This window comes from Amycolatopsis sp. NPDC104775 (assembly GCF_055583325.1).
Genome location: NZ_JBVJOE010000001.1, coordinates 832,408 through 844,197, shown reverse-complemented (window position 1 = coordinate 844,197; position 11,790 = coordinate 832,408). Strand labels below are relative to the sequence as shown.

At 70.1% G+C, this 11,790-nt stretch carries 11 protein-coding genes; 2 read left to right on the top strand and 9 right to left on the bottom strand.

What is annotated here, in order from left to right:
• Nucleotides 1-16 precede the first annotated feature (16 nt).
• The 4 genes from ACZ63D_RS03670 to ACZ63D_RS03655 are packed head-to-tail and all read right to left on the bottom strand — an operon-like array spanning nucleotide 17 to nucleotide 5,014.
• Nucleotides 17-874: an LLM class flavin-dependent oxidoreductase gene (locus tag ACZ63D_RS03670; RefSeq protein ID WP_465352738.1), complete on the bottom strand. Its 858-nt coding sequence runs from the start codon at nucleotides 872-874 to the stop codon at nucleotides 17-19.
• A gap of 32 nt (nucleotides 875-906) precedes the next feature.
• Nucleotides 907-2,499, bottom strand: a complete 1,593-nt coding sequence (locus tag ACZ63D_RS03665) for an amidohydrolase (RefSeq protein ID WP_465352737.1) — start codon at nucleotides 2,497-2,499, stop codon at nucleotides 907-909.
• Nucleotides 2,496-3,560 carry a C45 family autoproteolytic acyltransferase/hydolase gene (locus tag ACZ63D_RS03660; protein ID WP_465352736.1) on the bottom strand — a complete coding sequence of 355 codons (1,065 nt, stop codon included), beginning with the start codon at nucleotides 3,558-3,560 and terminating at the stop codon, nucleotides 2,496-2,498. The genes ACZ63D_RS03665 and ACZ63D_RS03660 overlap by 4 nt, the downstream gene beginning before the upstream one ends.
• A 20-nt stretch (nucleotides 3,561-3,580) precedes the next feature.
• Entirely contained in the window at nucleotides 3,581-5,014 is a 1,434-nt protein-coding gene (locus ACZ63D_RS03655; protein WP_465352735.1) for a purine-cytosine permease family protein, read from the bottom strand.
• A gap of 118 nt (nucleotides 5,015-5,132) precedes the next feature.
• Here ACZ63D_RS03655 and ACZ63D_RS03650 point away from each other — a divergent pair, with 118 nt between their 5' ends.
• On the top strand, nucleotides 5,133-6,158 hold the full coding sequence (locus tag ACZ63D_RS03650; protein WP_465352734.1) for a LacI family DNA-binding transcriptional regulator: 1,026 nt from the start codon (nucleotides 5,133-5,135) through the stop codon (nucleotides 6,156-6,158).
• Nucleotides 6,159-6,170: 12 nt separating this feature from the next.
• On the opposite strand, the gene ACZ63D_RS03645 is transcribed toward ACZ63D_RS03650, so the two are convergent.
• Nucleotides 6,171-6,599 (bottom strand): DoxX family protein, encoded by a 429-nt coding sequence (locus ACZ63D_RS03645; RefSeq protein WP_465352733.1) that lies wholly within the window; start codon nucleotides 6,597-6,599, stop codon nucleotides 6,171-6,173.
• A gap of 915 nt (nucleotides 6,600-7,514) precedes the next feature.
• On the bottom strand, nucleotides 7,515-8,093 hold the full coding sequence (locus ACZ63D_RS03640; protein ID WP_465352732.1) for a TetR/AcrR family transcriptional regulator: 579 nt from the start codon (nucleotides 8,091-8,093) through the stop codon (nucleotides 7,515-7,517).
• A gap of 67 nt (nucleotides 8,094-8,160) precedes the next feature.
• Here ACZ63D_RS03640 and ACZ63D_RS03635 point away from each other — a divergent pair, with 67 nt between their 5' ends.
• Nucleotides 8,161-9,021 (top strand): SDR family NAD(P)-dependent oxidoreductase, encoded by an 861-nt coding sequence (locus tag ACZ63D_RS03635; RefSeq protein WP_465352731.1) that lies wholly within the window; start codon nucleotides 8,161-8,163, stop codon nucleotides 9,019-9,021.
• Here the strand turns inward: ACZ63D_RS03635 and ACZ63D_RS03630 are convergent.
• Genes ACZ63D_RS03630 through ACZ63D_RS03620 form a run of 3 tightly spaced genes read right to left on the bottom strand, consistent with a single transcriptional unit; the run spans nucleotide 9,014 to nucleotide 11,786 of the window.
• Nucleotides 9,014-10,036: an NADPH:quinone reductase gene (locus tag ACZ63D_RS03630; protein WP_465352730.1), complete on the bottom strand. Its 1,023-nt coding sequence runs from the start codon at nucleotides 10,034-10,036 to the stop codon at nucleotides 9,014-9,016. The genes ACZ63D_RS03635 and ACZ63D_RS03630 overlap by 8 nt on opposite strands.
• Nucleotides 10,037-10,082: 46 nt before the next feature.
• A complete protein-coding gene (locus ACZ63D_RS03625; protein WP_465352729.1) occupies nucleotides 10,083-10,901 on the bottom strand; it encodes an LLM class flavin-dependent oxidoreductase in 819 nt (272 codons plus the stop codon).
• 57 nt (nucleotides 10,902-10,958) lie between these two features.
• The gene (locus ACZ63D_RS03620) at nucleotides 10,959-11,786 is read right to left on the bottom strand and encodes a peptidoglycan-binding protein (protein ID WP_465352728.1); all 828 of its coding nucleotides are present in this window, start codon (nucleotides 11,784-11,786) and stop codon (nucleotides 10,959-10,961) included.
• Between the last annotated feature and the right edge of the window lie 4 nt (nucleotides 11,787-11,790).

Here is an 11,790-nt window from a genome sequence, read left to right as displayed (position 1 = left end):
GCCCCGAACTCCGGCGCTACAACTGAGGCGGCCCGGCCTCGACGCGTCGCAGCACGGGTTCCAGTTTGTCCTCCTCCGGGCTCCCGAACGGCAGGCTTTCCTCCCACCACGTGACCCCGGCCTCGGCCAGCGGTTCGACGACGCTTCGCGCCCGGGCCGGGTCGTTCGGGCTTGTTCCGCCGACCACCACGTCGAACGGGGCGTCGGTGGTTCGCTGGCTTCGGACGTAGGCGATCAGCTCCCGCACCTCGGCCAGCTCCGGCAAGCCCGTGGGTCCGGCGGATTCGAAGATCGGCACCACTCCGTCCCAGCGAGCCGCGCGGCGCATCGGGCGGCGGTTGGGCCACCGGCCCGCCACCCACACCGGCGGGCGGGGGCGCTGCACCGGCGCGGGCAGCAGCGTGATGTCGCGGGCGGTGAAGTGCTTGCCGGAGAACGTCACCGGTTCGCCGGTCCAGAAGCGGGAGATCAGGTCGACGCCCTCGTCCAGTTTCTCGGCGATCACCTTGGGATCGGCGGATTCGCCGAAATCGGCGTACTCCGCGTCCAGCGGCGCGCCCAGGCCGACGCCGAACACCACCCGGCCGCCGGACAGCTGGTCCAAAGTGGACACCAGACGCGCGAGCTGCTGCGGGCGGCGGCGCGCGACGGGCGTGACCATGGGGCCGAGCCGGACCTGGCTGGTGGCCAGTGCCGCGGCGGCGAGCAGGATCCACGGGTCGCCGAAGGGGCGGCCGGGACGTTTGTCCAGCACCACGTGGTCCCAGACGAATAGGCCGTCCCAGCCTGCCTCTTCCGCCGCGGAGGCGACCTTGGCCACCGCGCGCGGGTCGGCGAAGTCGCCGAAGTTCGGGATGCAGACCGAGAAACGCATGATCGCCAGCCTGCCCAGCTCGGCCGAAGGCGTCAAACGGATTTGCCTGCCACGTAAGTCTGCCGCACCTTTGCCCGCAGCAGCGCGTCCGGCGCTTCGGCGAACGGGTCGGCGTCCAGCACGACGAAATCCGCGGCCAGGCCCGGCGCGAGCTGTCCGGTCAGCTCCTCCCAGCGGCACGCATACGCGGCGTCGCGGGTGCCGTGTGCGAGGGCTTCGGCCAGGGGCAGGGCGTATTCCGGAAGGTTGGGCTCCAGCTCGGGGTTCAGCGCGGACCGGCGGGTCGTCGCGACGTACATGTTCGGCAGCGGCGGATGCGGCGCGGTCGGGGCGTCGGAGCCGAACGCGAGGACGGCGCCGGCGGCAGTCATTTCCGGCCACGGGTAGCCGCGCCGCACGCGGTCGTCGCCCAGCATCGCGCGCCAGTTGTCCTGGATCGCCGGGTCGGCGTGCACCGGTTGCATCGACGCGACAGCACCGAGTTTCGCCAGCCGCTTGACGTTTTCCTTGGTCACGGTCTCCAGGTGTTCGAGGCGATGTCGCCGGTCGCGCGGGCCATTGACCTTGATCGCGTGCTCCAGCGCCGACAGCGCGATGTCCGATGCTTCGTCGCCGATGGCGTGCATCGCGACCTGCAGACCGGCCGCGTCCGCTGCCGCGACCACCGGGGCCAACGCGTCCAGCGGCCACAGCGGCCCGGGATGGCTGCCGTCCGCGAAAGGCTTTTTCATGGCCGCGGTGCAAGTGTCGATGACGCCGTCCACCATCACCTTGATTCCGGCCACCCGGAGCCACGGTCCGGACAGCCGAGCGCTCAACTCCGCCGCGCGCTCGACCTGGCGGAGATCGTCCTGGGTGTTGCCGGTGCGCTCGATCAGCCAATGCCCGGCGACCCGCAGCGGAAGCCGTCCGCCGTCGAGAGCCCGTTCCAGGGCAGCGAGCTCGGTTTCGGTGAGCGCCATGTCGACAGCGGTCGTGACGCCGTCCGCGAGGTAATGCGCGAACGCCGAGGCCAGCGCGCGGTCGCGGTCGGCGTCACTGGTCTTTTCGTCGAGGAAATGCCGCATCAGATGCAGCGCAGCGGTTTCGTAGAGCATGCCGTCCGGTTCGCCGGAGGCGTCGCGGCCGATGCGGCCGTCGAGCGGGTCGGGTGTGTCGCGGTCGATGCCCAGTTCACGCAGTGCGGCGCTGTTGACCCAAGCGGAGTGGAGGTCGTTGGCGGCGAGATAGACCGGACGGTCCGGGATCACCGCGTCGATCAACCGCCGGTGCGGCGCTTGCTCGCCGAGCGCGTCGAAAAGCCAGCTGCGGCCGAGGATTCGCGGTGCGGACGGATCGGCTTCCGCGGCGCGGGCGAGCCGGTGCTGGATGTCTTCGGGGGAGGTGGCGGAGAACAGGTCCACTTGCTCCAGTGCTTCGCCCATCATGACCAAATGGGTGTGCGCGTCGACGAAACCGGGGAGCACGAAAGCGCCATCCAGTTCGACCACGCGCGCCTCGATCTGGTCGGCTTCCGCGGTGCTGCCTACGTATTCGATGGTTTCGCCGCGGACGACCATGGATTCCGCCCAGCCGGACGTGCTCGCCGTGAAGATCCGGCCCCCGCGGTAGTGCACCGGGGTCATCGGGCCACCACCGTTTCCGCCGCGGCGAAGGTGCGCCATCTGGCCAGGGTGTTCGGGCTGCCCGCGTGCACACGCACAGTTTGGGCGGCTGGTTCGATGAGGACGGTGGCCAGCGTCGCCCACCGGTCGCCGAACTCGGCGGCTGGATCCGGGACGCAGCACAGTTTGGGTTCGCCGGGGCCGGAACGGAGGTACGCGACCAAGTCGACCGCGTGGGCGGGCGTCGGGTAATCCTGCAGGCGGCTGGTCATCAGTGCGTGCCGCAGCTGGGAATCCGGTTCGAACAATCCGCGCTTCTCTCGGGCGGCGGCTTTGGGGTCGAGAAAGTGGTTGGTGTGCACCAGGAAACCTGCTTCGGGGTCGAGGACAGTTACTCCGGCTGGGCTTAGCTCCGCGCAGACTGCCGTGTCGGGGTCGAGCAGAGTGAAAGCTCCGGACGTGCAGATCGTGGCTGTACGCAACAGGTCGAGCGCTTCAGCGACGCTTCCTGCTTCGCCGAGCACGGCCGCGGCCAGCACGTGGACCGGAACACCGGTGGCGGAATCGTCCTGATGGCCGAGGATGTTGAAGAAGAGCCCGAGACCAGCGCTGTTCACGCCGATCTTTCCGAGAATGCCGTGTTCGGTGATTCCGGCGAAGGCATGGCGCGTGCCGCGTACTTCCTGGGTGTGCCAGCACTCCGACAGTTCGATGTGCCAGTCCCAGGTTTGGACGCCGAACGGCGAACCGGAGCCGGGGACGTGCACGAGAGTGGAGCATTCCGGCTGGGTTTTTGGGGCGGCAGCGATGATTTCGGTGCGTCCGTTGAGCGCTGCCGCTTGCCACAGCTCGATCCCGGCACCCTTGGCGATTCCCGCGATTTCGTCGGCGTATCGGCTTCGCCAGGCGGCGACGTTGTCCAGCAGCCGGAGCGCGTCGGTCCGGGTTTGCTGTTCCGGGATGCCGAGGGCGGTGAACCAGCGCAGATACAGCTCCAGCGCATCGGCCAGGCCTTCGCGCAGCTGGATGCCGCGGGAAACTCCGCGGGCGTGCGGGTCCGAGTCGTTGACGAGCAGGTGCATGGTGTCCTTCGCGGTCGTGGTCAGGCGGCGCGGGGGCGGCCGGTGAGCAGGTAGACGGCGGCGGCGAGCAGCATTCCGGCGGGCAGCGAGAGGTCGATTCCGCCGGCCGCGCTCGCGAGGAACCCGGTGTACATCCCGGGAAGCACGAGGCAGGACGCCGAAGCGGCCGCGCCGAGGACGAGGGCGGCGATTCCGGGCCAGTGCACGCCGCCGACGTACCAGAACGGGCCGCCGCGGCGTTCGTCGGCGAGGGCGTGCCCGTCGTAGCGGTTGCGGCGCAGCAGAAGGTCGGTCGCGTAGATCGCCATCATCGGGCCGAGCACGACGACCATCAGCTGCATCATGTCGTTGACTGCCTTGAGGAAATCCGAGACCAGCAACGCGTACAGGGTGAGCAGCACGCCGGCGGTGCCGTCCAGCAGGACACTGCGGGAGCGGCGCAGGCGGACGCCGATCGCCTGCAGGGCGAGGCCGGAGCTGTACACGGTCATCGCGTTGTTGGCGATCGCGCCGAGGATCACCGCGATCAGGAAGATCGGCGTAAACCACGGCGGCAGAACGGATTCGAGGGCGGCCTGCGGGTCGCTCATGTCCAAAGTGGTCGCGGCGAACGCGCCGAGCGCGGTGAACACGATGCTCGGCAGGAAGGCTCCGGCGGCGGTCCAGGCCGCGACGGCGAACGGTTTGGTGTCGCGGGGAAGGTAACGCGCGAAGTCCGCACTGTTGTTGTAGGACAACGAAGCTGACGCGACCAGAGCCACGCCGCCGGCCAGCGCCGCCCACAGCGCGACCCCGTGCAGCGGGGCCGGGGGCTGGTAGCTCCACGCGGTGTGGCGGATCAGGAATCCGCCCAGCACCAGGAAAACCGCGGTCGTCACGATGGCCAGCGGCAGGTAGAGGCGCACGATCACGGAGTGGCCGTAGACGCTGATCACGAGCGTGGCGGCGGCGATCGCGACGATGACGAGAACTTTGCCCAGGGTGTTGAGTTCGAGGCCGAGCCGGGAGCACAGGCTGAAGGCCGTCACGGACGCCGCTGACCAGCTCAACGCCACATAGCAGACCGAAACGAGCCAGCCGTTCAGCCCGATCACGAAGCGGTTGCCGCGGGTGCCGAACATCGCCCGCATGACGACCTCACTCGGCGCGCCCGCCGCCGGGCCGCTCACCGCGACGAGGCCGACCAGCGCCCAGCACAGGTTGCCCACGACGATCACCGCGAGCGCCTGGAGCAGGCTCAGCCCGCTGAGCACCAGCGCGCCGCCGACGACCAGGCTGAGGTAGCTGACGTTGGGCGCGGCCCACACCCCGAACAGGTCGCGGGCCCGGCCGTGCCGTTCGTCGTCGCCGATGACGTCGATGCCGTGGGCTTCCACCCGGGGGCCGCGCGAGGGCCGCGACGGGGGAGGGGCGGACGTGCCGGGCGACACGGGCGGGGTGGCGGGAGCGGTCATGGCGAACCTCCGGACCGGGGAAGCGACTCGGGCCACGGTAAGGACCCAAATCGATTTGGGCAATGGTCTCGCCGCACCGGCTTCCAAAACGATTTGGGCGTGGTTAGGCTGCTGCGCCATGGCCGGGAAAAGAACGCGGGCGACCATCAAGGACGTCGCCCGCCGCGCCGGGGTTTCGCCGACGACGGTGTCGCACGCGTTCAGCGGGAACGGGACGGTCGCGGCCGAGACGGCGGAGCGCGTGCGGGAGGCGGCGCGCGAACTGGGCTACCGGCCGGACACGGTCGCGCGCGGGCTGCGGTCCAGCCGGCTCGGGGTGCTCGGGCTGGTGGTGCGGCCGCTCGATCCGCTCGACACCGCGTTCCTGGAAGGCGTCGACTACTTCCTGCGGTTCGCCGGATCGGCCGCGCTGGCCGCGGTGGAGCGCGGGTACGGCCTGATGCTGGTGCCGGACCCGACGCGCGCCGACGCGCCCGCGGTCGGGCTCGCCTGCGACGGGTTCCTGATCACCGAACCGGTCGAGAACGATCCGCTGATCACCATGCTGACCCGCGAATGCGTGCCGTTCCTCGGCGTCGGGCGGGATCCGGCGCGGCCCGCGTCGCCGGCCTACCTCGACCTCGGGACCAGGCGGATCGTCGCCGACGTGCTCGACCATCTGGCCGCGTCGGGCGGCACGCGGGTCGCCGCGGTGCTGGGGACCGATCGCAACGAGTGGAACCTGGACGCCGAAACCGCTTACCTGGCCTGGGTTCGCGCTCGCGGGCAGGAGCCGCTGGCGGTGCGCCGCGCCGAGGTCGACGGGGAAACGGGCGGGCGCGAGGCGGGAGAGGAACTGTTCGGGCTGGCTTCGCCGCCGGACGCGGTGTACTGCCAGACCGGGCGGCACGCGGCCGGGGTGCTGGCCGCCGCGCGGGCGCGGGGTTTGGCGGTGCCCGGCGACGTGCGCATCGCCTGCGGTTCGGATTCCGATTCCGAGCAGACCCGCTCGTGCGTTCCGCCGATCACCTCGGTTGATTTGCGGCCGGTGCAGTTGGCCCGCACGGCGGTCGCGGTGCTCGCCGACCGGGTGGAAGGGAGCGAACCGCCTCTCCCCGGGCCGGCGGAGTACGAGCTGATCGTGCGCGGATCGACCCGGGGATAGCGGTTTCGCGGCTCAGGCGTGCGGGACCGCTCCGACGCGGGATTCCCGCGGCCGCAGCCCGGAGAACACCGCGCTGAGCGCGAACCGGCCCGGGCCGGTGAACACGAGCAGCAGCAGCGCCCAGCAGAACATCGCGGCCGCTTCGCCGCCGTTCTGGATGGGGAAAAGCCCTTGCGAAACATGGACGGAGAAGTAGGCGTAGGCCATCGACCCGGATCCGATCAGCGCGGCGATCCGGGTCGCGACGCCGAGCAGGACGAGCCCGCCCGCGACGAGCTGGATGAGCGCGGCCCACCAGCCCGGCCAGGCCCCCACCGGGGGCGTGTCGTGCGCGCCGAGCACCCCGAACAGGGATTTCACGCCGTGGCAGGCGAAAAGGAACCCGACGACGATGCGGAACAAACCGAGCGCGTAATCCTGTGCCGCGTCCAGCCGGTGCATGATGCCTCCACATAGGACGACTCGGGCGGACGGGAGCGACGTCCGTTCGGACAAGCAGTACCGGTCCGCAGAGTGGTCCAGACCTTTCCTGGACCGGTGTCAGGTATACCGGTGACCGGAGTCTCGGCGATACCTGCGAAAGTCAGGTTCCGCCCGCTTGCCGGGGTGTGGTAACGGCTGAGGCAGGGCGGCGGGTCCGGTTCGGGGAAGGGGCGGGTCCGTTGGGGGGAACGGGGTTTGCGGCTTCCGGCGGCATGCGTCCGGTCGGTGGCTGGGTGTGCGCTGGTGGCGGGGTCGGCGAGTGGTGCGGGTGGGGGCGGCATTGCTGGCGAGGGCTGAGCTTGGGTGTGGTCGTTGGACTGGGGTCTCGGTTTTTGGGCTCGAGGGCTGCTCGGTGACCGGATTTGGTTGTGGTTGAAGGGGATTCACGTTTTGCTGCTGGTGTGGAGCGGGGTCGCTCACGAGGTTTCGACGTGAGCAGTCCTCTGCAGTGTGGCTGGTCGTGTCGAGCGGGGATCGGGCGGCGGGTGAAGATTCGGAGAACGCCGGTCGTGCTCGGCTGAAATTCAGTCCTGGCACCCTTGCCTCGCGGCAGAAGCCGGTCGACTGTTCGCGGCGGACCTTTGGGGACTGTTGTCCACACTCCGGTTGAGTTGTGGAGCGTTCGGCCGGTTCGGCTCTCGCGGGCCGGTTTTGTCGGAGGGGGCCGGTAGGCTGAGCGCGTCTGGTGCATCCGTTAGTTCAAGAGGCCGTTGACGGTCGAGTTCAAGCTGGGGTCGTGCGCCGGTTCGTCGACGCGGCGCGGGGGCGAGGTCGCGTCGCGGCCCAAACCGAAAGACCAATCAGGCACTCACGGCCTAACCTTCACTGAGCCAGTCCAAGTTCCGGGGAGCAGCCCTCAGGAGGAGGGCGCGGTCAGGAATTCGGCGGCCACCCGGATTCCAGCAGCGCGAACACCGATGCCAATGCGGCGGCGGGGTCCGGTGCGGTGCCGGTCAGGTCCGGGATCTCCAGCACGAACCGCGCCAAGGCTCGCACTGCCGGATGATCCGGCGACAGGCCGCTTTCCTCGGCCAGCGCGGCAGTCAGATCGGGTTCGCAGGAATGCCACAGCTTGCGCGCATACTCGCGCAACGCGGGCGTCTGAACGATCAGGTCTCGTTTCGGGGCGTGTTCCGGCGGGAGGTCGGTCGAGTACGGGCCGCGGGCGGCGAAAAACCGATGCAGGGCCGCGAGGATCGGTTCGTCGGGGGCTCGGTTCCGGACCGCGGCGACGATTCCGGCTCGGCGTTCCGAGCCGTCGTCGAAGATCAGGGCGGCTTTGCCGTCCGGGACGTGGGCGAAGAGGGTCGCGACGGAGATGTCGGCCTCTTCGGCGATCTGCGCGACGGTCACGCCGTCGTAGCCGTGCTCCAGGAACAGTCGCAGCGCGACTTCGTCCAGCCTGCGCCGGGTCTCGAGTTTGCGGCGTTCGCGTCGTCCGGTGTTGACCACGACCCCAGTCTACCCCAAAACTGAAGTGGGTTTAAAGTTGGAATCACTTCAACTTTGGGAGGGTGTCATGGCGGTGCTGGTGACCGGGGGCAATGCCGGGATCGGCTACTTCGTCGCGGAGCAGCTGGCCGAGGCGGGCGTGGAGGTGGTGCTCGGCAGCCGCGACGCGGTGAAGGCGGAGGTCGCGTTGAAGGTCCTCCGGGAGAGGGTGCCGGAGGCCCGGGTGTCGTGGGCGCGGCTGGATCTCGCCGACCTGGCTTCGGTGAAGGGGATCGAGGTCGGGGAACTCGAGGCGGTTGTACTGAACGCGGGGGTGTATCTCGAGGGGCCGGAGCGGCGGGAGACCAAGGACGGGCACGAGATGACGTTCGGGGTCGATCATCTCGGGCACTTCGCGTTGACGGCGGCGCTTCAAGACCGGTTGAAGCCGGGGGCGAGGATCGTGACCATGGGCAGCTTCGCGGCGAAATCGGCGAAGCTCGATTTCGACGATCTGCAAAGCAAACGCGACTACCAGCCGAAAACCGCGTATGAACGGTCGAAGCTCGCGCAAACGCTCTTCGCGCTGGAGCTGGATCGGCGGCTCAGGGCCTCGGGCAGCAGCAGGTTGAGCGTCGTGGCTCATCCGGGCGGGGCGCTGGACAGCTTGACTCCGGACCGGCCGCCGCTGCACGTGCGGAGCACGAAGCAAAAGCTGAGCCTGGCGCGAATCGCCGTGCAGGGCAAGGACGGCGGCGCGCGGCCAGCGGTGCGGGCGGCGGTCGGCCCGGATGTCCACAGTGGTCAGATCTGGGGTCCGCGCGTGTTCGGCCTCAAGGGAGATCCCCGGCCGGAGCCGGTGCGCGGGCCCTACGCGGACGCCGACGCCGCCGCCCGGGTATGGGCGGCGAGCGTGGAGCTGACCGGGGTCGAGCCGGTGTTCAGCTGACGTCGATCAGGATCTTTCCGGTGACGCCCTTCTCCGACGCCTCGTGCGCGCGAGCGGTTTCCGCCAGCGGGAACCGGTGCACGGGCAGCCCGTGGTCGGGGCCGAGCCGCAGTCCGCCGTCGCGCAGGGCGGCGTTCAAGTCTTCCGCGCCGGCGTGCAGGCGGTCCCAGCCGACGGTGTAGAGCACCACGAACTGGTAGCGGCTGTTGAGGTAGACGTTCTGTCCAAAGTCGACAGTCACGGTGCCGTTGCCGCGGTCGTCGCCGTAGGCCGCGACCACCCCGCGCGGACGGAGTACCGCGGTGTGCAGGGGAGCGTTCACGCCGACGGCGACTTCCACGATCACGTCGACCCCGTCCGGCGCGATTTCCCGGATTGCCGCGGCGACGTCCCCTTCGGTGTACCGCACGACATGCTGAGCACCAGCGGCGCGCGCGAGCTCAGCTTTGTCCTCGGTGCTGACTGTGGCGATGACGGTCGCGCCGGCCCAGCGCGCCAGCTGAATCGCGGCGTTGCCGACCGCACCAGCGCCGCCGCTGACCAGAATAGTCTTGCCGGACAACGCATTCGGGGCAAGCCGTTGCGGCCCGTCTTCGGCGACGGTGAGCGCGCGATGCGCGGTGAGCGCCGGGATCGCGAACGCGGCGCCCTCGTCGAAACCGACCTCGTCGGGGAGCGGGACGAGCCGGTCCGCCGGAAGCACGGTGTACTCCTGCGCGGTCCCGGACGCCGGCGCGTGCGCGGCCGCCAGCAGCAGCCACACCCGGTCGCCCACGGAGAATCCGTCCACCCCGGCGCCGACCGCGTCCACGACGCCGGCCCCGTCCTGGTTCGGCACGGACAACTCGGCCTCGACGCCGAAGCGCGAGCCGGACCGCGCCTTCCAGTCGGTCGGGTTCACCGCGGACACGACGATCCGCACGCGCACCTCGCCCGGCCCCGGCTCCGGCACGGCGAGTTCGGACAACGTCAGCACTTCCGGGCCGCCGAACTGGCGGTAGGTCACAGCTTTCACCCTCGATGCAATCCACCGGCGGGCGTGGCTATTCCCGCCGCGCGGATCAGCGCCCGCCGAGCCGCGCGATCACCGGGGCGAAGTCCTCGAGAAAAGCGCCGTTCACGGTGTAATACGACACCCCGATTTCCTCGCGGCGGCGCTGCAGTTCCTCGGCCATCGCGGCCGGTCCGCCGCGCAGCAGCGTCAGGGAGTCGTGCTGGATGAGCGTGTCGATGTCGTGCCCGATGAACCCGCGGATCCACGGCGGGATCTCTTCGCCGACGACGAAGATGTTCATCGCCAGCTCGATCTCCCGCCCGCCCGCCGCGGCGCGGATCTCAGCGACGTTTTCCGCGGTCTCCGCCCGGCTCGCGAGGACACTGCCGGCGAGAGTGACGATGTCCGCCCGTTCACCCGCCAGCCGACGGGCTTTCGGCCCGCCCGCGGCGACCATCACCGGCGTGTGCGCGTCCCCGTCGACGCGGCGCAGGTGGGAAATCGTGTCCGACACCTGGGCCAGCCGCTCCGGGCCGGTGCCATACGGGAGGCCCAGTTCGGCGGCGGCCTCGCGCATCGCCGGGATCCCGGTGCCGATCCCCATCTCGAACCGGCGCTCGGTGAGCACGCTGAGGCTGTGCGCCTCCCACGCGGCCGCGCGCGGGGTGCGCAGCGGGCTGGCGTAGACGAACGTCCCGACCCGCAGTTCGGTGGTCACCGAGGCCGCGACGGCCAGCGCGGCGGTCGGGGTCGGGAGGTGGAGATTGTCCGGCGACAGCAGGGTCGAATAGCCGAGATCCTCCGCGCGGCGGGCGGTTTCGCGCCATTTCGCGCCGCCCTCCTGCGCCGCCGCGACGACCCCGAACCTGAATGGTTTTCCCGCCATGGCACCAGAGAACCACGGCCGCCGCACTCGCGCCAGCGAATGCGGCAGCCGGGTGAGTCAGCCGCGCTGGTACTGCTCCCAGGTCAGCTTCGGGTTCACCGCGGGGCCGTCGTCCTTGCCGTGGTCGGCCAGGCCGTTCTGCCCGAGGTAGTAGGCGCCGACCTGGTGCTGCGCGCCCGAGGACAGGTCCGGGTCGTTCACCGCGATCGCGTGGATGTGGTAGCCCCAGTCGCCTTGCGCCGGCGTGCGCACCCAGGCCGCGAACCCGACCTTCCGGAGGTCCCTGGCGAAGTCGACGCGGGTCGCCGAGGACATGTCCGCCACCGAAACGTCGAAAGCGCCGCCGCCGTCGTGCGTCCCGGCCGATGCGCCGACGCCGCCCGGGTTGTACGAACCCTGGGTGAGGTCGACCTCCTTGCCGAACAGCTTCTCCGCGGCCTGGAGCATCGCCTTGGTGCGCGTATTCAGCGTGACGCCGTGATATGTCACGTGGCTGCCTGCGGATACCACGTTGGTCACGGTGTAGGCACCCGAACCGAGCTTCTCCAGCGACGTCTTGCCGGGCAGGCCGGACGCGTCGATTCCGGTGTAGCCCAAAGACTTCTGATACTTCGAGTACGCGTCGATCGTGGTGGTGCCGAAGTAGCCGTCGACGTACTTGGCGTCCAGCAGCCCCTTGGCCTGCAGCGCCTTCTCGACCAGCAGGACGCTGTCGTGTGCGCCCGGCGTCTGCGTGCTGTCGGCGCGCTGCGGGTCGATCTGGGCCGCCAGCAGCACGGCCTCCATGTTCGCCGCCGGCAGCGCGGCGGCTACGCCCGGAGCGGCGACGGCGACCGTGGCCGCCGCCGCGGCCCCGGCGGTGAGCACTGCGAGTTTCCTGAGCATCCGT